Here is a 23,318-nt window from a genome sequence, read left to right on the forward strand (position 1 = left end):
GTAGCCCACCTCGGCGCATCGCAACTCATCTGGCGGGACCAACCTCTCGACGCGGACCTCATCGGGCGAGCTTGGCGGCGAGGGTGGCCTCGTCGGGCAGATCGTCGGCCTCCAGGGTGTGCCCGTCGCGCACGTAATGGAACGCGGCCCGCACCTTGGTCGTCTCCACCCCGGCCAGTTGCGCCCACGCCAGGCGATACGCGGCCAGCTGGATGAACAGCGACTCCCGGCGGGCGGGCTCGGGGACGACTCCGGTCTTCCAGTCCACCACCGTCCACGAACCGTCCTTCTCGGCGAAGGCCGCGTCGATCCGGCCACGCACCACGATCCCGCCGATGACGGTTTCGAACGGCACCTCCACCTCGGTGGGACTGCGATTCGCCCAGGGCGAGGACAGGAACGCCTCCCGCAGCTCCTCGAGATCGGCGTCCGGACTCGCGGTCGCGTCTGCCGCGCCGGGCAACTCGTCGATGTCGAGGAGTCGTGTCGCCCCGAACCAGCGTTCCACCCACGCGTGGAAGGCGGTGCCGCGCCGCGCCATCGGGTTGGGCCGGAACGGTGTCGGGCGGCGCAGCCGACGGGCGAACTCGGCCTCGTCGGCGTCGAGTTCGACGAGCTGGCTGACCGACAGGTGGGTCGGCAGGGACACCTCGACGAGCGCCTGATTGGCCTGGTGGTGCTCGGCGAGCAGGGCCGACACCTCCGCTTCCCATGCGCCGATCTCGTCCGCCGGATCGGGCGGCGGAGCGGTGGCGGACCCGGCGTCACCGGCCGGGGCGTCGAACAGGGCGGGCGCTGCGCGTGCGGTGATGGCGTCGGTGACCAGGTCGGCCGCCCGCTGCACCGAGTCGCGGCGTCCGCCGAGCGGATCGCGCGGCCACGGCGCCGCGATCGCGCGCTCGGCCAACGGGTTCGGGCTGTCCGGTTCGGGTGGCGGCGTGCGCACCGCGACCGACAGACCGGTCGAATCGACGCTCGGGTCGGTGATGGCCTCGTCGATGCCGACCATCAGCTCTTCGAAGAAATCCGATCCGCCGCGCGGTTTGTCACCGGTCTCCGACCAGTGGTGCGCCGAGACCAGCAGGTCGTGCCGAGCACGGGTGAGGGCCACGTACAGCAGCCGCCGATCCTCCTCGAGACGCCGTTCACCGATCGCCGCCTTGTGGTCGGTCAGGGCGTCCTCGAGCTGTTTGCGGTCGGCGACGGTGTCGATCTTCAGGAGCGGAAATCCTTCCGGCGCACCGTCGGCCGATTCGGCCGGGATGGCCAGATCGCCGCGCAGGTCGGCCGGTAGTTCACGCGCGCTGCCCAGCCACGTGGTGTCGGCCTTGGCGCTGGGGAAGATGCCCTTCGCCAGGTGCGGGATCGCGACGACATCCCATTCGAGCCCCTTGGCCGCATGCACGGTGAGGATCTGCACGCGCTGCTCGGCCACCTCGATGCGTCCCGGTTCCAGGCCCTTCTCGATGGTCTCGGCGGCATCGAGGAAAGCCAGCAGACCGGGCAGGTTCGCGCCCTGGCGATCGGCGTAGTGACTGACGTAGTCGGCGAAGGCGTCGAGATGTTCGCGACCGGTGATCGCGCCCCGCATGCGGCGTGCACGGATCTGCGCCTCGACGCCGACACCGATCGTGTTCTCCACGTCGGCGACGAGTTCGGGCAGCGGCTGACCGATGCGGCGGCGCAGTGACTCCAGCTGCGCGCCGAAGGCCCGGATGCGCGCGTAGCCCTCCGGGCTGTAGTCGGTCGGCTCGCCCGGGTCGACGACGGCGTCGGCGATGCCCGCCCGGTCGACGATCTCGGTGGGCAGCACGGCGTCGAGGGCCGCGTCGAGCGCCTCTCTGCTGGTGACCACCCCGCCCGCCTCGGCGAAACTCTCCGCCGCCAGGGTGGTGGCCCGCCGCCACAGCGCGGCGAGGTCCTTGGCGCCCAGCCGCCAGCGTGCCCCGGTGAGCAGGCGCATGACCGCGGTCCCGGCCATCGGGTCGGCCATCACGCGCAGGGTCGCGACGATGTCCTCGATCTCCGGGACATGCAGCAGCCCGCCGATGCCGACCACCTCGGTGGGGATGCCCCGACTCTCGAGCTCGGCGGCCAGTAGTGCCGAATCCTCGTTGCGCCGCACCAGGATCGCGGTGGTCGGAGGTGCCACCTCCGCGGCCTCCGCCCCCCGGTACCGTTCCTCGATCGCGTCGGCGATCCAGTTCCGTTCGTCGACGACGGTCTCGGTCAGGGCGATCGTCGCCGTTCCGTGCGGGGCGTCGGGGCGAGGCCGGAGCACGCTGACCGGGATACCGCGGCGTCGGAGCTCTTCGGAGATCTGGTTGGCCAGCCGCAGGCCCTGGGCCGCATTCCGCCAGCTGGTGAGGAGTTCCAGGCGCCGGGCCGGGGTCCCGTCGGGACGCGGGAAGTCACGCGCGAACCGCGGCAGGTTGGCCGCCGAGGCACCTCGCCACCCGTAGATGGACTGGATGGGATCGCCGACCGAGGTGACCGCGACCGGTGCGCGCCCGTGCCCGCCGAACAGCGTCGACAGCAGCACCCGTTGCGAGTGACCGGTGTCCTGGTACTCGTCGAGCAGGACCGCGCGGAAGGCGGTCCGTTCGGCCGTCACGACTTCGGGATTGGACACCACCAGCCGCGCGGCGAGCGACATCTGGCTGCCGAAGTCGAGCGCGGACTGTGAGCGCATCGTCTCCCCCAGCGCGATCACCATCGGGATCAGCTCGCGGCGCTCGTCGATGACCTCCTTGACCTTCAGCAGCGCCTGAGTCGGTTTGTCGCGCTGCTTGGGACCTTTCGGAAGGGTGTCGACGAGGTCGTACAGCGTGGAACCCGCCTGGGCGAGGTCGGCGATGTCGACGAGGTGCTCCGACATCTCGCCGTACAGCTTGAGGACCGCCTCGGTGACACTCGCCGGCACCTTCTTGGTGTTCAGTTCGCCCGGCCAGGCGGACACGAGTGAGAACGCCAGCTGCCAGAGCTCGGTCTCGGTGAGCAGGGTCGACGACGGTTCCACCGGCAGGAGCAGCCCGTAATCGGCGATCAGCCGGCCGGCGTAGGCATGGTAGGTGCTGACCTCGGGGTCGGCACCGCGCAGCCGGGCGCCCAACGCGCCGTCGGGATCCCAGTTCCGCAGCGCCGGCGACCCGGCGAGCATCGAGAGCCGGCGCCGGATACGGGCACCGAGTTCGCTCGCGGCCTTGCGTGTGAACGTGAGGCCGAGGATCTCGTCGGGGGCCACGAGCTGGTTGGCCACCAGCCACACCACACGCGAGGCCATCGTCTCGGTCTTGCCGGCACCGGCGCCGGCGACGACGAGCATCGGTTCCATGGGTGCTTCGATCACCGCGACCTGCTCGGGCGTGGGATCGGGCAGGCCCAGCGCCGCCGCCAGTGACTTCGCCCCGACGATCGGACGCTCGGTCCGGTCCTGGAGGTCAGTCATCGGTCACCGCCTTTCCGGGGATCTGCGCGGGACAACTGGTGGTGAGGTTGCAGTGCACACAACCGGGATTGGGTGTCGCGGTGTACGTCGGTCCGATGCTCGCCCGCGCCGCGCGGCGCACCACCCCGATCCACTCGTCGAGCAACTCCGGCGTGAGCGGCGGCTGAATACGTTCGGCCGCACCGGAATTGCGGTTTGCGGTCGACACGTAGACCAGTCGTGCACCGCCCGGGGCGGCATCGCCGAACTGCGGCACCCCGCCGTGCGCCAACGCCACCTGGTAGGCCGCCATCTGGGCGTGCTCGTCGGCGTCGGCCTTGGTGATCGGGTTCTTGGAGGTCTTCACGTCGACGACGACCGGCCGGCCGTCGGCATCGGTCTCGAGGCGGTCGACGCGCCCGCGGAGACGGACCGCGGGCTCGTCGGACTCCGACCCGGGGTCAGCGGGAATGGTTGCGTCGACCGGCAGTTCGACACCCACCTCCTCGAGCTCGGTGCGTGAGATGCGCAGCCACTCCCGGAAGTGCCCGAGCATGCTCTCCGCGCGTTCGAGTTCGCGAGCTGAGTACCAACCCGCCCCGGTGTCGACCCGCTCCCAGATGCCGCGCAGCGCCGCGGTCACCTCGGCCGGGTCGAGTTGACCGGCGACTGCCTGCACGAGTGTGTGCACGAGGCTGCCGGTCAGTGCCGGGGTGCCGTCGCCGTCGCGGCCGCCATTGCGTTCGAGCACCCAGCGCAGTGAACAGCGGGTCAGTGCATCGACATTCGACGGGGACAGCGTCAGCGCCCCCGACTCCGGCGTCCACAGCGGCTCGTCGGTGCTGGGCGCGGCGAGCCCGAACCAGTCGCGCGGATGCGCGCCCGGGATGTCGGAATCGGCCAGCTCGGCCAGCAGGCGCGCCGCGGCCTCGGTGCGAGGCGCGTCGGGCTCGTCGGCCCCGGCGATCACCGCCGATCGCAGCGTGGCGACCAACGAGGGCAACGAGAGCACCCGGTCGACGCCGGGATCGAGTCGGATCTCGGCGCGGGCGGATTCGGCCGGATCGTCGGCATCACCCACCAGGTCCGCGAGTTCGGTGATGAACCGCGACGGCGACGCGTCCCCGCTGCCGTCCTCGACCGCGGTCACGAGCAACCGGCCACGCGCCCGGGTGCAGGCGACGAGGAAGAGCCGGCGCTCGTCGGCGAGCGCCGTCGCCCCGCGGGCAACGGTGTCCACGGCGTCGGCGGCCATGCCGTCGAGGATGTCGACGAGTTGCCCGGTCTGGAGAACACCGCCGCGGCTGCGCAACGACGGCCACAGCCCGTCCTGGACGCCGGCGACGGCGACGACCTCCCATTCGCGTCCGACCGCGGCGTGTGCGGACAGCACCGTCACCGAGTCGGTCGTCGCGGTGGCTGTCCGGGTGTCACGCGGGATCTGGAGCTGGGAGAGGTAGTGCACGAATCCGGCGGGCCCGGCCGCGGGCAGTGTGTCAGAGAAGTCCGCGGCGGATTCGAACATCGCCATGACCGCGTCGAGGTCGCGGTCGGCCTGCTCGCCGGCCGGACCGCCGCGAACCGCCGACGCCGCCCACCGCCGCTCGAGTCCCGTGGCCTGCCACGCCGCCCACAGGGTCTCCTCGATCCCGCGGCGCGCGTCATGGACCCGCTGGGCCGCACCGACGACGTCCAGCACGCGGGCCAGCGGCGCCGCCTCGGTCTCGGTGAGCCGTCGGCGATAGCGCGCGCCGACCTCGGGGTCGAGGATGGCGCGGGTCAGCGACGTGAGCGAATCCGGTTGTCCTGCTGGGTCATCGGCATCGTCGAGACGCCGCACACCGCGTCGGAGACGGCGCATCGAGCCCGGGTCGGCCGCCCCGATCGGACCGGACAGCAACGTGAGCGTGTCCTCGGTGCTGAAGAGCTCGCTGGTGAACAGGTCGGTGGTCTCCGGGTCGGTGGTGTCGGGCAGGTCGGCATCTGCTCCCGCGGCCGCCCGCGCGGCGACGGCGCGCAGCACCAGCATCAGTCCGATGACGGCTCGTTGCCGATGCAGGGGCAGGTCGCTCGCGGGCGTCGTCAGGGGTACGCCCGCGGACCGGAAGGCGCGTCGGAGCGGCGGCAGGGCCAGTGACACCGACCGGACGACGACCGCCATCTGCGACCACGGGACCCCGTCGAACAGATGCGCACGCCGCAGGAGGTCGGCGATGGCGGTGGCCTCTTTCGCGGCAGACCCGTACACGCGCACCGCGGCCGCGCCTCCCCCATCGGCCGCGCCCGGGTCGGCGTCGGCCGAATCCGTCACCGGGTCGGGATACGGGTGCGGGCGAGCGCCGGGCAGCCGGGCGGCGATCGCGCGCCCGAGGCGGGACAGCTCGGGCCGGGCGCGGTGATCGTGTTCCAGCAGGATGTCGAGCGGGCTGCCCGGTTCGGCCAGCCCGTCCGCGAATCGCGGACTCGCACCCCGGAATCCGAACACGGACTGGTCGGTGTCGGCGGCGATGATCGTCGAGAGGGTTCCGGTGCCGACCAGCGTGATGAGCTGCGCCGCCTGCGGGTCGAGATGCTGCGCGTCATCGACCAGCAGATGCCGGATACGACGACGCTCGCCGCTCAGCAGGTCGGGATCGGTGGCGAAGGCCGACAGGGCCGACCCGATCAATTCGGCCGCGTCGACCGCGGGCGCCGAGGCCCCCGGGGTCTCGAGCCCGACCGCCCCGCGCAGCAGCATGTTCTGCTCGTACTGCGCGTAGGCCCGGGCGGCCGCGGCCCACTCCGGTCGTTTGTGCGTACGCCCCAGCGCGGCAAGCTCTTCCGGACCCACCCCGCGTTCGGCGGCGCGCATCATCAGGTCGCGCAACGCCTGGGCGAACCCGTCGGTGCCCAGCGCGGGCCGTAGGTGGGCAGGCCAGTACCCGGCGCCGTCCTCGATGTCACCGGCGAGCAGTTCACGCAGGACGACATCCTGTTCGGACCCCGTGATGAGGCGCGGCGGCGGATTGTTGTGGGCCTGCGCCTGTAAGCGGAGGATCGCGAAGGCGTAGGAGTGCACGGTCCGCACCAGTGGCTCGCGCAGCGCACCGCCGAGCACCCGGCGACCGCTCGAGCCCGCGGACAGGACGCGCCGGGTGATCTCCTCCCGGAGCGCGACGGCGGCGCGTCGGCTCGACGCCAGGACGAGGACCGACTCCGGATCGGTGGCGGGGTCGAGCAGGCGGGCGACCGCGGCGTCGACGATCAGCGCGGTCTTTCCGCTCCCGGGGCCGCCGTGCACCCGCACCGGGCGCCACGCCTGCTCCTCGTCCGCCGGCCGACTCGTGGGCGGGTCGATCACCTGCGCCACCGACGGTGGCCAGTACCGGGTCCGGTCCGTCGGGTCGGGGGCCGCGACGAGTCGCGCACGCAGCGCGCTCCGCGGGGTCTGGGCACCCGGTTTCCGACTCATGCACCCATCGAATCACGGCCCACCGACGGCCTCGTCGGCCGTGCCCGCGACCTGTGTCCCCGCGACCTGTGTCAGAGTCCGCCGCGCGGCGTACGGCAGGATGGACGGGTGACAGCTCTCAACACGCATGTCTTCGGCAGCGGTCCTGCGGTTCTCGCGATCCACGGACTCACCGGGCACGGCCGCCGCTGGGCAGCGCTGACCGATCACCTCCCCGGCGTGCGCCTCGTCGCGCCGGATCTGATCGGTCACGGCCGGTCCCCGTGGCGACCGCCATGGAGCATCGAGCACCAGGTGCGGGCGTTGTCCGCGGTGATCGACGAACACATCCCCGCCGATGAGCATCCGGTGGTCGTCGTGGGTCACTCGTTCGGTGGCGCGCTGGCGTTGCACCTGGCCAACCGCCGCCCGGATGCGGTGAAGGGGCTGGTGCTGCTCGACCCCGCGCAGGGCCTCGACCCCGAATTCGCGCTCGACGTGGCCACCGACAGTCTCGACAACTGGGACTACGCGGATGCCGACACCGCCCGCGCCGCGAAACGTGCGGAGGGCTGGGCCTCCGTTCCCGACCAGCTCATGGAGGCCGAACTCGCCGAACACCTCGTCCCCCGGCCGCGCGGCCGGGTCGGCTGGCGGGTGAGCGCACCCGCCGCAGCGGCGTCGTGGAGCGAGATGGCAAGGCCCGCAGTGCTTCCGCCGCCAGGTGTGCCCACCCACGTGGTGGTCGCCGACCAGGTCCAGCCCCCGTTCGTGCGGCCGGCCTTCCTCGATGCGTGCGCGAGCGAGCGCAGCGACGAGGTCACCGTCCACCATGCCGACTGCGGCCACATGGTGCCGTTCCTCGAGCCCGGGCTCGCGGCCGCGCTGGTCCGATCGCTGCTGTAGCGACGACATCTGTCGAGGCGACGATGGCAGCCATCACCGAGGAGCAGGTCGAACAGGTCCGCGCACTCGTGTCGGCCATTCCGGCCGGCCAGGTGAGCACTTACGGCGACCTGGCCGCCGCGGCCGGGTTGTCGAGCCCGCGGATCGTCGGCTGGATCATGCGGACCGATTCGGCCGACCTGCCCTGGCACCGTGTGGTGCCCGCCGGCGGCCGGCCGGCGCCGCATCTCGCGACTCGTCAGCTGGAACGGCTGCGGGCGGAGGGTGTTCCGGTCACCGACGGGCGAATCCGACTGCGCGAGTGCCGGTGGGACCCCGCCACGTGACCGACCCGCAAACCCACCTGTTCTCGGCATACCCACCCCTTGGAGGGTGCTGGATATGCCGAAAAAGGGTGGGTTTGCGGGGCAGCTCAGACGTGGCGCGGGACCGGCACACGTCGGTACGGACTGATGGCCGCACGCATCCGCGTGACGATCAGGTCGACGATCCTGGGGTCCGGCCCCAGGGGTGCGGCGACCGCGTCCGCGCCGTAGGTGCTCAGGCGCTGATGGAACAGGCCCGGGGCGAGGAGGTGGCTGGCGATCACGACCCGCCGTCCCGTGCGCCGGGCCCGCTCGACCGCCTCGGGCACAGTGGGGGTCGCGGTCGTGATGAACCCGACCTCGACCCGTCCGCCGATCAGCGATTCCAGCTGCCGGGCGGCCAGATGAACCTGCCCGCAGGCACTCTCGTCCGACGACCCGGCGGCGGCGAGCACGACCGCGTCGCCCGGTTCCCAGCCCGCTTCGGCCAGCCGGAGTCGGGCGACCGAGGCGATGGCCGGATCGGGACCCAGCGCCCGGGTGACGACGGTGTCCGCCCGGCCGGCGGCCGCGACGTGTTCGGGCAGGTCCTTGCGGACGTGGTAGCCCGAGGCGAGGAACGCGGGCACCAGCACCGCCGGACGTTCCAGGTCGGCGATGACCTCGCTCGGCGTCGGTCCGAGGACGTCGACGAATGCGGTGCGGGTGAGCCCGATGCGGGCGCTGACGGCCTCGGCGATCTCTGCGATCACGTTGACCCCGTGCGGGTTGCGGGTCCCGTGCGCGACCAGGACGGGGCTGTACCCCTGCAACCGGTCACCGTGCGGAAGCCGTACATGGTTGTCGTGCATGTGTTCTCGCTTCCTTCTCACTCGTCTTCGGCGTCGTACTCGAGGTCGACCGCGAGCCGGTAACCACGCTTGACGACGGTTTGTACCATCTTCGAATCCCCCAGTGCGGCACGGAGTCGCGCGACGGCGACCTCGACCGCATGGGTGTCGGAGCTGTCGCCGGGCAGACCGGCGAGCAACTCCTGCCGCGAGACCACGCGACCGGGGTTGCGGGCCAACAGTTTGAGCAGGAGCAGACTCGTCGCCGACATCTCCCGGAGCTCACCGTCGACCACGACCGCCTGGCCGCGGATGGCGGTGTCGTGCCCGGCGACCCGCAGCAGGTGGCTCCGCCGCGGCAGTTCGTCGGTGATCAGGCGCGCGAGCGCGCCGAGACGGAACCGGCGCGGGTAGATCGTCGGGATCTGCAGCGCCTCCAGCGGACTGGCGGTCACCGAGCCCACGCACATGACCGGTACCGCGGTCCGCAGTGCGTGGATGAACTGCTGCAGCTTGCCGAGTTCTTTGGCACGGGTCAGGATCGACGCCGCCGCCGGAGCGCTGGTGAAGGTGATCGCGTCGAGATCGCCGCGGAGCACCGCGCCGATCATCTTGTCGATGCGCGCCACGTCGGGGTGCATATGCCAGCGGTACACCGGGATCGCCACCACCTCGGCACCGGCGGCGCGCAGCACCGTGCAGAAGTCCGGCAGCGGTTCCCACTCGCTGGTGGCACCGTGCAACTGCACCGCGATCCGGACGCCGTCGACGCCCTCTTCCAGCAGCCGGTCGAGGACCTCCGAGGAGGACTCGCTCTCCGGCGACCACTCCTCGCGCAGCCCCGCCGCCCGGATCGCGCCCTTGGCCTTCGGGCCGCGTGCGATCAGCCGGCTATCGGACAGCGCCCGTAGGACGGCCTCGGCGTTACCCCACCCGTCGGCGGCCTCGACCCACCCGCGGAAGCCGATACCGGTCGTGGCGACCATCACCTCGGGCGGGTGGGCGATGAGTTCCTCGGTCACCCGCTCGAGTTCGGTGTCGTCGACCAGCGGCAGGATGCGGATGGTCGGGGCCTGCATCACCTCGGCACCGCGTCGTTCCAGCAGTACCGCGAACTCCTCGGCGCGACGCGCGGCGGTGATCCCGATCGTGAAACCGGCGAGCGGCAACGGGTCGGGGTCCGGTGAGGTTGCGCCGGCAGGGTCTGCACCGGCGGGGGTCATGGTGTTCACGCCGGGAAGAACACCTCGACGATGCGGTTGACCACCCGCACACCGTAGCTGGGGACCGACACCGTCTCGTCGTCCAGGCAGATCCCGGTGCGCAGCGCGAAGACCTGTTTACCCAGCGGCGAGGCGACGGTGGGTTCGCCCCCGCGGTCGCCGGTGAGTCCCCGGGAGAGGACCGCGGCGCGACCGAACGGATCGATGTTGCCGATCGCGTACAGGCGGGAGCGCCCGGGCGCCGCCTCGCGATCGGACTCGGCGGCGGGCAGACGGAACAGCGCGGCCTGCACACCCTCGGGACCCAGCACGGCGACGCCGCGACCGACGATCAGGTCGTCGATCAAACAAGCGCGCACCCAGCTCCCCTCACACTCCGTGGCGGCGCCGGTGGGTGTCGTCTCTGCGGACATGGTGTCGGCCTCCCCTGGCGCGATGGTCATGTGGGCACTCCTTCTCTCACCGGTCGCTCGCTCACTCCATCGGGGCCCGACGGAGCGGTCGCACCCGGACGGACCGCCGGCATGTCGAGCAGCACCGGCGCCTTGCGCTCGTACTCGGAGAACCGGATCGTCGGGTCGACGACATCGGGCGCATTCACGAACGAGACGAACCGCTTCAGCTTGTCCTCGTCCGCGAGCACCGCGGCCCACTCGTCCTGGTAACCGCCGACGTGGCGGGCCATCGCCTCCTCGAGTTCGGCGGCGAGCCCCAGGCTGTCCTCACACACCACGTCCTTCAGATGGTCGAGACCACCTTCGAGCGACTCCAGCCACGGCGCCGTGCGCTGCAGTCGATCGGCGGTTCGGATGTAGAACATGAGGTACCGATCAATGTAGGCGACGAGGGTCTCGTCATCCACTCCGCTGGCGAGCAGCACCGCATGCTTCGGGCTCTGGCCGCCGTTGCCGCCGACGTAGAGGTTCCAGCCGTGCTCGGTGGCGATGACGCCGACGTCCTTGCCCCTCGCCTCGGCGCACTCGCGGGCACATCCCGAGACCCCGAACTTGATCTTGTGGGGTGAGCGCAGTCCGCGGTACCGCTTCTCCAGGAGCACGGCCATGCCGACCGAGTCCTGCACGCCGTACCGGCACCACGTCGAACCGACGCAACTCTTCACCGTCCGCAGGCTCTTGCCGTACGCCTGCCCCGACTCCATCCCGGCGTCGACGAGGCGCCGCCAGATCTCGGGCAACTGATCGACGCGCGCACCGAACAGGTCGATCCGCTGCCCACCGGTCACCTTGGTGTACAGCCCGAAGTCGCGCGCGATCTCACCGATCACGATCAGCTGCTCGGGCGTGACCTCGCCACCGGGCATCCGCGGCACGACCGAGTACGAGCCGTTCTTCTGCATGTTCGCCAGGAAGTGGTCGTTGGTGTCCTGCAGCGCGGCCTGCTCGCCCTCGAGGATGTGGTCGCTGGAGGTCGACGCGAGGATCGACGCGACCGTCGGCTTGCAGATCTCGCAACCCTGCCCGCTGCCGTACCGGTCGACGAGTTCGGAGAACGTGCGGATACCGGTCACCGCGACGATCTCGAACAGCTCGGCGCGCGACTGGGTGAAGTGGTCGCACAGCGACTTGCTCAGTTCGACCCCGGACGCGGCGAGCAGTTGCTTGATGCTGGGCAGGCAGCCACCGCAGGTGGTGCCGGCCGAGGTGCAGCCCTTGACCGCGGCGATGTCGCACGCGCCGTCGGCGATCGCCGAGCAGATGGCACCCTTCGAGACGCCGTTGCACGAGCAGATCTCCGCGTCGTCGGGCAGTGCGTCCATACCCACCGCAGCGCCGCCCTCGGGTGCGATGAGGGCCGCCGGGTCGCCCGGGATCTCCCGGCCGACCATCGGCTTGAGCATCGCGTAGGCCGATGCGTCGCCGACCAGGATTCCGCCGAGCAGCGTCTTCGCGTCGTCGCTGACGACGATCTTCGCGTACCGGCCGGCGACCGCGTCGTGGTAGGTGATCTCCAGCGCGTTCTCGGTGGTGCCGAACGCATCCCCGAAGCTGGCCACGTCGACGCCGAGGAGCTTCAGCTTCGTGGACAGGTCGGCACCGGGAAATTCCGACGTCCCGCCGAGCAGACGGTCGGCGACCACCTCGGCGGTCGAGTAACCGGGGGCGACGAGGCCGTAGCAGCGGCCTTCGACGGCGGCGACCTCGCCGATGGCGTAGACGTTCTCGTCGTCGGTTCCACAACCGGCGTCGACGAGCACGCCGCCGCGCTCGCCGACGGCCAGTCCCGCGTCCCGAGCGAGCTGATCGCGCGGTCGGACGCCGGCGGAGAACACCACGAGCGAGGCGTCGATCGTCGACTCGTCGGACAGCGTGACCCGCAGGCCGCCGTCCTCGGCGTCGGCGATCTCCGACGTCCCGATCCCGGTGTGGACCTCGAGTCCGAGCTCGGTCACCAGGTTCTTCAGGATCGCGCCGCCACCCTCGTCGACCTGCATCGGCATCAGACGCGGGGCAAACTCCACCACGTGCGGGGTCATCCCCATGAGCTTGAGTGCGTTGGCGGCCTCGAGTCCGAGCAGGCCGCCGCCGACGACCACACCCGTCGCACCCGGACCGGCGGCCTCGGCCGCGGCCCGGATGTCGTCGAGGTCGTCGAGGGTGCGGTAGACGAAGCACCGGTCGTTGTCGTGGCCGGGAACCGGCGGGACGAAAGCGTAGGAACCGGTGGCCAGAACGACTGCGTCGTAGTCGATCTCGCGACCGCTCGAGGTGACGACCCGGCGGGCGTCTCGATCGATGCCGGTGACGGTCTCGCCCAGATGCGTGACGACCCGATCGTCCCCGGCGTACGTGTTCCCCTCGAGTGCGAGAGAATCCCGAAGCCAGGCACCGACATACGAGGACAGCCCCACCCGGTCGTAGGCCGGGTCGATCTCCTCGCTGACGATCTCGATACGCCACAGGTCGGTCGCGTCACGCTCGCGGAGCGCCTGGACGAAGCGGTGACCGACCATGCCATGGCCCACCACCACAACTGTCTTGGTTGTGCGCGTTGCGGTTTCGCTGTTCACTGCTCTTTGCTCCCTTGCCTCGCCGGTCCCGTGAGGATCAGGCCAGCGCTTCCTTGGTTGCCTGCTTGTCGGTGCCCTCGGCGGCAGCACCGGTCGATGCGGTCCCGTCGACAGTCGGTGCCGTTTCGTCATGGGCACCGGTGACCGCGAGATCGGTGGTCTCCGCGATGACGATCGGGCGCCGGGCGTAGAACCACCAGGTCACGACCGCTGCCAGGACGTAGAAGAGCATGAACACCCAGAAGGCCATCGTCGCCGACTTGTTGGACTGGTAGCTGGCGCGCAGCACCAGGTTGATACCCACACCGCCGAGACCGCCTGCGGCACCGGCGATCCCGATGAGCGCGCCGGACATGCTCCGCGACCACTTCGTCTTCCCGAGCGAATTCAGTCCGCTCTGCGCCTGCGCCTTGTGCTCCCAGATGGTCGGGATGATCTTGTAGACCGACCCGTTGGCCAGGCCAGAGAGCAGGAACAGCAGGATGAAGCCGATGATGAAGGCCGTCAACGTGGCGCCGGTGATCGTCTTGCCGTTGTTGTCGGCGATCGTGCCGGCGACCACGAGGATCGCCGCGGAGAAGACCATCGCGATGAAGGTGTACAGCGTCACCTTGCCGCCGCCGACGCGATCGGCCAGTTTTCCGCCGTAAGGACGGATGACCGACCCCAGCAGCGGACCGATCCAGACGATCTGCGCTGCTGCCAGCGCCGGCTTCGCGACTCCGGCCTCGGTGAAGCTGATGTTGAGGACCTGGCCGAACGCGAACCCGAAGCCGATGAAGGAACCGAACGTACCGATGTAGAGCAGGCAGATCAGCCACGTGTCGCGGTACTTGAGGCAGTCGAGCATCGCCCGGCCGCTGGCCGTCTGGTGGTCCAGGTTGTCCATGTAGAGGGCGGCACCGATACCGGCGACGGCCAGGGCGACCAGGTAGATGGCGCACACGATCTCGGGTTGGTCGGCGGCGAGCCAGATGACCAGCAGACCGATGACCTGCACGACCGGCACGCCGATGTTGCCGCCGCCGGCGTTGAGTCCGAGCGCCCAGCCCTTCAGCCGTTGCGGGTAGAACGCGTTGATGTTGGTCATCGACGACGCGAAGTTGCCGCCACCGAAACCGGTGATGGCCGCGACGGCGAGGAACCAGCCGAACCCGAACTCGCCCGGGTTCATCATCAGCATCATCGTCAGCCCGGTCGGGATGAGCAGCACGACGGCGGAGAAGATCGCCCAGTTGCGGCCGCCGAACTTGGCGGTGGCCTGCGTGTACGGGATACGCAGGCAAGAACCGACCAGCGTCGCGGTGGCGGCGATGACGAACTTCTGGTCCATGCTGATGCCGTACTCAGGGCCCATGAACAGGGCCATCACCGAGAACAGGGACCAGATCGAGAATCCGACATGCTCACAGATGACCGACCAGATCAGATTGCGCTTGGCGATCGCGGCATTGCCGTTGTCCCAGGCGACCCGGTCCTCCGGGTCCCAGTCGGTGATCGTGTGGTCCCGTGTCAGTTGTGCTCTGAGATCTGCGAATGCCAAGGCTCCGCCTCCGATGGTTGCTGGTCTACGTGGTGTCACTGCCGTGCACAGGGCTGCGTGCAGTGGTGGCTGTCGTGGAAGACGCCGACACCGGTGTCGTGCGACTCGAGACCAAGTGTGGAGGGGGCGTGTTGCGCGGATTTTCCGCGAGGTGACCGCATCGTCACGTTGTCCTCACTCCGTCACACGGGCGTTGTGAGAACCCTGTCAGCGGTCAGTCAGGGCTGTGAGCTGCGGTTATACGAGTAAACGTACATGTTCGACGACTCGCTGCAACCCGGGCAGTGCGCCCGAGGTCGACCGCGGGTGCAGCGCGTGGACGGCCAACCGGAACATCGTCGCCCGCAGCATCATCTGCGGCCACTCGGGCTGATCCGACCATCGCTGGATGAGTTCGGTGTCGGCACCACCCCACGCCAGGGCGTCGACCACCGCGACCGCCGCCGCCCACGGGGCGGGCCGCCAATACGGGACGATGTCGGTGATCCCCGGGGCCGCGGCACCGGCGAACAGCACCGTGCCGAAGAGGTCACCGTGCACGACCTGAGACGGCAGGTCCACCGGCTTACGAAGCTTCGCAAGGGTTTTCAGCATGTCGACGCTCTGCACACCGTCGGGTGCGGTCGGCTCGGCCATACCGGCGGCCCGGGCCGAGCGCAGCGGGACGTCCTCCCAGGCGGCACGATCGGCCGCGGTGAACACGTCGACGTCGGTGTGCGGCGGAGCAGGCGGCTGCAGCAGGAACCGGGGCCGTTCGAGCGAGGCGGTCGCCTCGTGCAGCCGGTCGGCGACCAGGACGACCTCGTCGTGCCGCGGTTCGGGCGTCCCGGCGATGTAGGTGTCGGCCCGCCAGCCCGACACCACATACCGGCCGTCGGTGGCGCGGAACGGACGCGCGATGCGCATCCCCTCCACGAACAGGGATTCGCGCACCGACGCCGACCACGCGGCGCGCGCGTGGTCGGGAACCAGTGAGAGCACGACTTCGCCGACACGCCACCCGCCGACCCACGATTCCCCCATCGCGATGGGCGGGTGGGCGGTGAGCCCGAACGTGTTCAACACGTGTCCGGGCGGCTCGACGGTGTTCACGTCGGCCAGATTACCGAGCGCGGTAGTCCGTTTCCGGAAGGCACGCGGCAACCACCCGCACCGACGTGCGGATCGATGACCGGGCTCAGTAGACCGGCAACGTCTTGTCGACCTGGTTCGCCCACGCGGTCACGCCGCCCTGCAGGTGCGTGGCGTCGGCGAAACCGGCTCGCTTCAGCGCAGCGAGCGCCTCGGCGGACCGGATGCCGGTCTTGCAGTAGAGCACGGTGGGCCGGTCCTGCGGCACCTTGGCGAGACCCTCGCCGGAGAGGATGTCGCCCTTCGGGATGAGGGTCGCGCCGTCGATGCGGACGATGTCCCATTCGACGGGCTCCCGGACGTCGATGATCGCCAGCTTCTCGCCCGCGTCGATCTTCTGCTTGAGTTCGACGGCGGTCAGCGTCGACCCCGCGGCGGCGTCGGACGCCTCCGAGGAGACGACACCGCAGAAGTCGTCGTAGTCGATGAGACCGGCGATCCGCTCACCCTCCGGATCCTTGCGGATCTTGATGGTCCGGTAGGTCATGTCGAGGGCGTCGTACACCATGAGACGACCGAGGAGGGGCTCGCCGATCCCACAGATCAGCTTGATGGCCTCGGTGCCCATGATCGATCCGATCGAGGCGCAGAGGATGCCGAGTACACCGCCTTCGGCGCAGGACGGCACCATCCCGGGCGGCGGTGCCTGCGGGTAAAGGTCGCGGTAGTTGAGACCGCGGCCGTCGGGGGCGTCCTCCCAGAAGACCGAGGCCTGACCCTCGAAGCGGTAGATCGACCCCCACACGTAGGGCTTGTGCGCGAGGACCGCGGCGTCGTTGACCAGGTACCGGGTCGCGAAGTTGTCGGTGCCGTCGAGGATGAGGTCGTACTGCGAGAACAGTTCGATCGCACCCTCGGGCTCGAGCCGCTGGTCATGCAGGTTGACGGTGACGAAGGGGTTGATCTCCAGGATGGAGTCCCGCGCGCTCTCGGCCTTGGGCCGGCCGATGTCGGACTGGCCGTGGATGACCTGGCGCTGCAGGTTGGATTCGTCGACGATGTCGAACTCGACGATGCCGATCGTCCCGACGCCCGCCGCAGCGAGGTACAGCAGTGTCGGCGAACCCAGTCCGCCGGCGCCGATCACCAGCACCTTGGCGTTCTTCAGACGCTTCTGACCGTCCATCCCCACGTCCGGGATGATCAGGTGACGGCTGTAGCGGGCCACCTCTTCGTTGCTCAGTTCCGCGGCCGGTTCCACCAGCGGCGGCAGCGACCCTGTGGGCGACCCTTGCGATGACACGAACGCCTCCATTGTTCGGGCTGACTACGTACCCCCGGCACAACGGATGAGTCCGCGGCGGCATTCCCGGTCAGCGGGTGGGGAACGGCCAGGGATTGGGACGGCACACGAAGGTCCGGTTGGCCTTCATCTGTGGGTCGAGAGCCATGATCTCGGAGTTCGCGACGCCGAAGGACTGCTGCATCATGATCGGCGCGAGCGCGCCGTCCTCGCGGCACGCCTCGTGCGCCTCGTAGCCGATGCCGTGACCGACCTCGTGGTTGATGAGGTACTGCCGGTAGGCGACGTCGTCACCCTGATAGGACAGCGCACCGCGCACCCATCGGGCTTCGTTCAGCGTGACCCGCGCCTGCGGCGGGTAATAGCACGAGGTCTCCAGGCGGATCTGGTAGCCGCACAACTCGCGGGTGGTGCCGGTCGAGGTGAGCGAGATGCGGAGGTCGGGTTCGCCGCGGTCGACACGGCGGAAGGACACGCGGCCGTCGCCGATCCAGCTGCGCGGGTTGGCGAGCGTCGTGTCCACCATCTTCGCGAAGGTCGGGTCACCGCCGTAGTCCTGCGGGTTGAGGCCGTTCTCCACCTCCACCGTGTAGGTGTACACCTGCCCGCCGGTGCCGACGGGCGGACCGCCGCCGCGCAGGACCCGGAACGTCTTGCGGGCCCGGTCGGTGAACGGGCCGCCCTGGGGCAGCGTCCCGGCGGGCAGCGCGGCCGCCTGGATGTCGCCGGTGGGGGCACCGATCGGGCGGGTCTCCTTGCTGATGTCGGTGTTGCGCGCCGCGGAGTCGGGGCTGGCGGCCGCCGCCGGCTCGAGCGCATCGGTCCGGCCGTCCCGGATGGTGACGACGATCAGCGCGATCGTCAGGATCGTGAGCACCGGGATCGCATAGGCACGCCACCCATAGGTCGAGACGAACCGCCCGAGCGCCGACTGCTTCTTGTATTCCGGCTGGGCATCGCGGTCGACGCGGGGACGTCCGCTGTCGTCGGTCGGGTCCCAGCGCGCTCGTAGCGGCTGGTCCGGTCTGGGGCGTCCCGACGATCTCGGGCCGACATCCTTGGCACGCACCCGGCCACGCTCGGACCCGGGGCCACCGTCCTCTGTGCGGCTCACCGGTCAACTTTCTCACAGCAGACCACCGATACTGCGCAGGAAGCTCCGCCGAGTACTCTCTTGGGCATGTCGACCGCAACCAACGCGTCCGCCGTGCCCGGCCGCAGCACTCGCCTGCCGCGCAGCGCACGACGTATGCAGTTGCTCGACGCGGCCAGTGAGATCTTCGTCGAACGCGGCTACCACGCGGCCGGCATGGATGAGATCGCGGTGCACGCGGGAGTGAGCAAACCCGTTCTGTATCAACACTTCCCGTCGAAGCTCGACCTCTACATCGCGGTCGTGGACAGCCACGCCGAGAAGCTGGTCAGCGACGTCAACACCGCCCTGCGGACGACCACCGACAACCTCAAGCGCGTCCGTGCCGCGGTCCAGGCCTTCTTCGACTTCATCGATCAGGACAACTCGGGCTACCGGTTGATCTTCTCCTCCGACGCCTCCGATCCCGCCGTCATCCGCCGGGTGGAGGGCGCGACCGAGGCGTGCGTCGACGCCGTGTACGGCCTGGTCATGCACGATTCCGGTCTAGATCCGTACCGTTCGCGGATGCTCGCGTCGGGGCTCGTCGGTGCCAGCCAGGTCAACGCCCGCTACTGGCTCGAGGCCAAGCGCCCGGTCGACAAGCAGACCGCCGTGGACACCACGGTCGCTCTCCTCTGGGGCGGGTTGTCGCACTTCCCGCGACAGACGGCGTCGGCTGACGCGCAGCCGGTTGTCGAGCCGAGTGTGGCCGACGCGCAGCCGGATGCGACCGGCGCCGGGAGCGAGCCGAGCGGGCCGACTGTCAACGGCACCGCCTGAACCACTTGCGGCACGAGAAGGGGCCTGCACGCCATCCGGCGTACAGGCCCCTTCTCGTCGATCTGGTTGTGCGGCCGGTCAGGAACCGAATCCGACGCGGCGGTTCTCCGACGCGCCCACCTCGACATAGGCGATCTTGGTGACCGGGATGAGGTAGCGGGCGCCCTTGTCGTCCACGAGGGACAACAGCTGCTGCTTGCCACCCAGTGCCGCCTCGACCTCGGCGAAGGCCTTGTCGCTGGTCAGGGTCGACGCGATGGTGAGCTCCCGCGGGCTGTCGGTGATGCCGATCTTCACTTCCACGGCCATGTGCCGCCCTCCTCGGTGTCTGTCAACGCTTGCCGCACAAGGCTAGTGCAGCCGGGGTACGGCGGGACAGCCACTCCGCTCAGAGCGAAACACCGTCGGCCGAGACCGCCGTGGTCAGGTCCGGGTCAGGCGAGGCCGAGGTCGGCCATCCGCTCGGCGTGTTTGCCGGCGACGACGTCGAAGAACCCGGCGACGCCGGTCAGCGAACTGGCCCCGGCGAAGAGCAGATCGGTGACCTCTTCCTCGGCGGCGAGAACCCACTGCGCATGGGTGATGGCCTCGCCGAGTAGCCGGCGGCCCCACAGCACCAGGGCCGATTTGATCGACGGGTCGGCCTCGACCGCCGCCCGGACCTGGTCACGGGCGAACTGGGAGTTGGCGGTTTCCGACATCACCTCGGCCATCACGGCCTGCGAGTCCGGCGGCAGCATGTCGGAGAGCTCGGCGTAGAAGTCGGCCGCGAGTCCGTCGCCGACATACGCCTTGACCAGCGCCTCGTACCAGGTCTTCGGCGTCGTCGCGCGGTGATACTGATCGAACACCGAACGGTAGCGCTCGACGGCTTCCGCGGCGCCGAGGCCGGTCATCGCCTCCACCCGCTCGGCGAGCCGGTCGAAGTGGCCGACCTCGGAGGCCGCCATCCGGGCGATCGCGATGCGGCTGGGCACATCCGGCGCCATCGCCGACTCCTCGATGAGCCGGTGGAACGCGGCGAACTCGCCGGCGAGCAGCACGGCGAACAGCTTCCCGATCGCCGAATCCCGCATCTCGGCCGACGCCACCGAGGTGGACGTCGCAGGTGACGGGGTCGACTCGGACGGGTCGGATGCAGGCGCCATGAGGTGATGGTAGCGGGCCGCCGCGGGGCACCAAGTACACTCGACGGCGGTGCACTCCGACGGGACCCCCCGTCGCTTGCCCGCTGAGCTGCGCGTGGAGCGCGTGCTCGCCGGCGCGAGCGTGTGGATGTGACGACGGCGTTGCTCGCCGAACTGCGAGTTCCTCGCGATACCCGGTCACATCCCCGGTGCCACTACGACATATGCGCGTGCACTTTCGAGCCTTCTCCGTGCGCGCACCGAAACACATCGCGCGCAGACCGGCCCAGAAAGGCACACAACCGCACATGAGCGATTCCGCCGTGCAGACGACCATCGTCGACGACACCCACACCGCCCCCACCTTCGCCGAGCTCGGCGTCGACGACCGTATCGTCTCGGCCCTTGCCGCAGACGGCAAGACCCACACCTTCGCGATCCAGGAACTGACCCTGCCGCTGGCGCTCGAAGGCCACGACCTCATCGGCCAGGCCCGCACCGGCATGGGCAAGACCTTCGGTTTCGGCATCCCGCTGCTGCACCGGCTCGCCCATGCCGAGGAGTCCGGGGTCCGTCCGCTGGACACCACGCCCCGCGCGCTGATCATCGTGCCCACGCGCGAGCTGTGCGTGCAGGTGACCGGCGATCTCCAGGTGGCGGCGCCGTCGCTCGAGGTCACCCTGGCCGATGGCACGAAGCGCCCCCTGAAGGTCACCTCGATCTATGGTGGCCGTCCCTACGAGTCGCAGATCGCCGAACTGCAGTCCGGCGTCGACGTCGTGGTCGGCACCCCGGGCCGGCTCCTCGACCTCGCCCAGCAGGGCCACCTCGTCCTCGGCAAGGTGTCGATCCTGGTCCTCGACGAGGCCGACGAGATGCTCGACCTCGGCTTCCTGCCCGACATCGAGCGCATCATGTCCGCATTGCCGGCGCCTCGTCAGACGATGCTGTTCTCGGCGACCATGCCCGGTCCGATCGTCACCCTGGCCCGCACGTTCCTGAACCGGCCGACCCACATCCGGGCCGAGAACGCCAACGACTCCGCGGTCCACGACCGCACCAAGCAGTACGCCTACCGGGCGCACGCGCTGGACAAGGCCGAGCTCGTCGCCCGCATCCTGCAGGCCGAGGGTCGCGGCGCCACGATGATCTTCACCCGCACCAAGCGCACCGCGCAGAAGGTCGCCGACGACCTCGCCGAGCGCGGCTTCAAGGTCGGCGCGGTCCACGGCGATCTCGGCCAGGTCGCCCGCGAGAAGGCGCTCAAGCGGTTCCGCGACGGCACCATCGACGTGCTGGTCGCCACCGACGTGGCCGCCCGCGGCATCGACATCGACGACGTCACCCATGTCATCAACTACCAGTGCCCCGAAGACGACAAGACCTACGTGCACCGCATCGGCCGTACCGGTCGCGCCGGGCGCACGGGTATCGCGGTGACCCTCGTCGACTGGGACGAGCTGCACCGCTGGGAGCTCATCGACAAGGCGCTGAACCTCGGTATCCCCGATCCGCCGGAGACCTACTCGACGTCGGAACACCTCCGGTCGGACCTGTCGATCGACGAGTCGAAGACGGGCCGGATCGCCGCCGCCAAGCCGCCGCGCGACCCCGACGAGACCCGGGAGACGCGCGCGGACCGCGAGCCGCGCAAGCGCTCGACCCGCACCCGCCGTCGCACCCGGGGCGGACAAACGGACGCCAATGGGACGTCCACCGAATCGGCTGCCGAGTCCGCGACAACCGAGACCACGACGACCGAGTCCGGCGCCGACGCCGGAACGCCTGCCGCCGACGGCACCGCGAAGCCGCGCCGCCGTCGTCGTCGCCGCGGTGGCGCCAACCGCAAGCCCGCCGGCGAGCAGACCGCCGCGTCCGACGCCGGCGCGCCGGAGTCCACAGCAGCTGTCGCCGACTGACCACCGGCTGACCCGCGTGGCACGAGTCAGGCCCGAACGGCGCCGCCCGATCGATCTCGCGGTCACCGCGGCCATCGTGGTCGTCGTCGCGGCCCTGTGCGTCACCGCCTGGGCCCTCAGCCCGGTTCGCCACACCGTGAGCGTGCCGGCCGCGGCCGAACCCGCCGCGGTGCAGCCGGCACAGTCTGTGCCCGCGAGTTTCGTCGCACGCTGGCGGGCCGACTCCGACGCCACCCGCGCCCCGGCGATCGGCACCTCCGCCGTCGTCACCGGGAACGGCGGACGGGTCGTCGGGCACGACCCGGCCACCGGTCGCGAACTCTGGTCGTACAGCCGCGATCTCGACCTGTGTGCGGTCGGTACCGCCTGGACCGGGAGCGCCGATATGGCGCTGGCCGTGTACCGCAACAGCCGCGGTTGCTCGGAGGTGACCGCTCTCGATGCGGGCACCGGCAGCCGGAAGGGCGCCCGCACCAGCGACGCCGACCCGGAGGTCCGGCTCGCGACCGACTCGGGGTACGTCGTCGCGCAGGGCCCCCGCCGGATGGAGACCTGGGGTTCCAATCTCGTTCGCGGAATCGAATACGGCCGGGTCGAGGCGCCGGTCCGACCGGAGGACGCGCCCGATCGCGTCGACTGCGAGCTGTTCTCGTCGGTGGTGTCGGGAGACCGCGTGGCCGTCGTCGAACGCTGCGCCGACGACCCCGGGTATCGGCTCACGGTCCTCGGCGCGGTACTCGGCGACGACGAGAAGGTCGAACAGTACGGGTCGACCCTCATCACCGGCGACGTGAGCGGACCGCCGCCCGTGGTCATCGCGATGTCGTCGTCGGGGATCGCCGTGTACGACGGTGGCGCCGCACCGGCCGAACCGCCCACGTTCGACGCCGAGAGCGGGCCGGCGATCCGCCGGTTCGACACCGACGCGAACGCGGCGGGGACCAACACCGTCGCAGGCGACTCGACGCCACCCGCCGGCAGCGCCCCGATCTCCTCCGACGGGATCGTCACCTACTGGACCGGGAAGGCGACCGTCGTCCTGAATGCCCAGACACTGAATCCGATCTACCAGGTCCCCGGCACATTGGGACCCGGCCAGATGATGGCGGGACAACTCCTGCTGCCGAGTACCACCGGGATCAGCGTCCGCGACGTCGCGACCGGCCGGGAGATCCGGTCCATCCCGCTCGCCCGGAGCGAACCGGCCGCGCCCGTGGTGAGTCTGCGTGTCCTCGGCGACATCGTCGTCGAACAGCACGGACCCCGGATCGAGGCCTTCGGTCCGGGCTGA

17 protein-coding genes are annotated in these 23,318 nt (G+C 70.1%); 5 read left to right on the forward strand and 12 right to left on the reverse strand.

Going from position 1 to position 23,318, the window contains the following annotated elements:
* Nucleotides 1-58: 58 nt before the first annotated feature.
* Together AC3B5T_RS00085 and AC3B5T_RS00090 are read right to left on the reverse strand one after the other, a co-directional pair.
* Nucleotides 59-3,448: an ATP-dependent helicase gene (locus AC3B5T_RS00085; protein ID WP_055475538.1), complete on the reverse strand. Its 3,390-nt coding sequence runs from the start codon at nucleotides 3,446-3,448 to the stop codon at nucleotides 59-61.
* Nucleotides 3,441-6,878, reverse strand: a complete 3,438-nt coding sequence (locus tag AC3B5T_RS00090; RefSeq protein ID WP_055475539.1) for an ATP-dependent helicase — start codon at nucleotides 6,876-6,878, stop codon at nucleotides 3,441-3,443. Before AC3B5T_RS00090 ends, AC3B5T_RS00085 begins: the two co-directional genes overlap by 8 nt.
* Before the next feature lie 108 nt (nucleotides 6,879-6,986).
* Between AC3B5T_RS00090 and AC3B5T_RS00095 the strand changes: the two genes are divergently transcribed.
* Nucleotides 6,987-7,763 carry an alpha/beta fold hydrolase gene (locus AC3B5T_RS00095; RefSeq protein WP_055475540.1) on the forward strand — a complete coding sequence of 259 codons (777 nt, stop codon included), beginning with the start codon at nucleotides 6,987-6,989 and terminating at the stop codon, nucleotides 7,761-7,763.
* 23 nt (nucleotides 7,764-7,786) lie between these two features.
* Nucleotides 7,787-8,089: an MGMT family protein gene (locus AC3B5T_RS00100; protein ID WP_055475541.1), complete on the forward strand. Its 303-nt coding sequence runs from the start codon at nucleotides 7,787-7,789 to the stop codon at nucleotides 8,087-8,089.
* An 86-nt stretch (nucleotides 8,090-8,175) separates the two neighbouring features.
* Here the strand turns inward: AC3B5T_RS00100 and AC3B5T_RS00105 are convergent, their stop codons facing one another.
* The 8 genes from AC3B5T_RS00105 to AC3B5T_RS00140 form a co-directional block, all read right to left on the reverse strand.
* Nucleotides 8,176-8,919 carry a sirohydrochlorin chelatase gene (locus tag AC3B5T_RS00105; protein WP_055475542.1) on the reverse strand — a complete coding sequence of 248 codons (744 nt, stop codon included), beginning with the start codon at nucleotides 8,917-8,919 and terminating at the stop codon, nucleotides 8,176-8,178.
* A gap of 17 nt (nucleotides 8,920-8,936) precedes the next feature.
* Nucleotides 8,937-10,121: a uroporphyrinogen-III synthase gene (locus tag AC3B5T_RS00110; protein WP_055475606.1), complete on the reverse strand. Its 1,185-nt coding sequence runs from the start codon at nucleotides 10,119-10,121 to the stop codon at nucleotides 8,937-8,939.
* A 5-nt stretch (nucleotides 10,122-10,126) separates the two neighbouring features.
* Nucleotides 10,127-10,564 (reverse strand): nitrite reductase small subunit NirD, encoded by a 438-nt coding sequence (locus AC3B5T_RS00115; protein WP_055475543.1) that lies wholly within the window; start codon nucleotides 10,562-10,564, stop codon nucleotides 10,127-10,129.
* The gene (gene nirB / locus AC3B5T_RS00120) at nucleotides 10,561-13,149 is read right to left on the reverse strand and encodes a nitrite reductase large subunit NirB (RefSeq protein ID WP_083229296.1); all 2,589 of its coding nucleotides are present in this window, start codon (nucleotides 13,147-13,149) and stop codon (nucleotides 10,561-10,563) included. The genes AC3B5T_RS00115 and nirB overlap by 4 nt, the downstream gene beginning before the upstream one ends.
* 37 nt (nucleotides 13,150-13,186) lie before the next feature.
* Entirely contained in the window at nucleotides 13,187-14,692 is a 1,506-nt protein-coding gene (locus tag AC3B5T_RS00125; protein WP_055475545.1) for a nitrate/nitrite transporter, read from the reverse strand.
* A gap of 237 nt (nucleotides 14,693-14,929) precedes the next feature.
* Complete coding sequence (locus AC3B5T_RS00130) at nucleotides 14,930-15,784, reverse strand: TIGR02569 family protein (protein ID WP_055475607.1); 855 nt, start codon at nucleotides 15,782-15,784, stop codon at nucleotides 14,930-14,932.
* 85 nt (nucleotides 15,785-15,869) lie between these two features.
* On the reverse strand, nucleotides 15,870-17,078 hold the full coding sequence (gene moeZ / locus AC3B5T_RS00135; RefSeq protein WP_055475546.1) for an adenylyltransferase/sulfurtransferase MoeZ: 1,209 nt from the start codon (nucleotides 17,076-17,078) through the stop codon (nucleotides 15,870-15,872).
* A 58-nt stretch (nucleotides 17,079-17,136) separates the two neighbouring features.
* Nucleotides 17,137-18,180, reverse strand: coding sequence for a DUF3152 domain-containing protein (locus tag AC3B5T_RS00140; RefSeq protein ID WP_055475547.1), 1,044 nt, complete (start codon nucleotides 18,178-18,180; stop codon nucleotides 17,137-17,139).
* Between the two features lie 66 nt (nucleotides 18,181-18,246).
* Here AC3B5T_RS00140 and fasR point away from each other — a divergent pair, with 66 nt between their 5' ends.
* Entirely contained in the window at nucleotides 18,247-18,981 is a 735-nt protein-coding gene (fasR, locus tag AC3B5T_RS00145; protein ID WP_055475548.1) for an HTH-type transcriptional activator FasR, read from the forward strand.
* Between the two features lie 78 nt (nucleotides 18,982-19,059).
* Here fasR and AC3B5T_RS00150 read toward each other — a convergent pair whose 3' ends face one another.
* Together AC3B5T_RS00150 and AC3B5T_RS00155 are read right to left on the reverse strand one after the other, a co-directional pair.
* Nucleotides 19,060-19,290 carry a DUF3107 domain-containing protein gene (locus AC3B5T_RS00150; protein WP_004023442.1) on the reverse strand — a complete coding sequence of 77 codons (231 nt, stop codon included), beginning with the start codon at nucleotides 19,288-19,290 and terminating at the stop codon, nucleotides 19,060-19,062.
* Nucleotides 19,291-19,415: 125 nt separating this feature from the next.
* A complete protein-coding gene (locus AC3B5T_RS00155; RefSeq protein WP_083207443.1) occupies nucleotides 19,416-20,129 on the reverse strand; it encodes a ferritin-like fold-containing protein in 714 nt (237 codons plus the stop codon).
* Between the two features lie 287 nt (nucleotides 20,130-20,416).
* On the opposite strand from AC3B5T_RS00155, the gene AC3B5T_RS00160 reads away from it, so the two are divergent.
* Both AC3B5T_RS00160 and AC3B5T_RS00165 read left to right on the forward strand, forming a co-directional pair.
* A complete protein-coding gene (locus AC3B5T_RS00160) occupies nucleotides 20,417-22,027 on the forward strand; it encodes a DEAD/DEAH box helicase (protein ID WP_055475609.1) in 1,611 nt (536 codons plus the stop codon).
* 16 nt (nucleotides 22,028-22,043) lie between these two features.
* On the forward strand, nucleotides 22,044-23,318 hold the full coding sequence (locus AC3B5T_RS00165; protein WP_055475549.1) for an Rv3212 family protein: 1,275 nt from the start codon (nucleotides 22,044-22,046) through the stop codon (nucleotides 23,316-23,318).

Source organism: Gordonia sp. G4, from assembly GCF_057770005.1.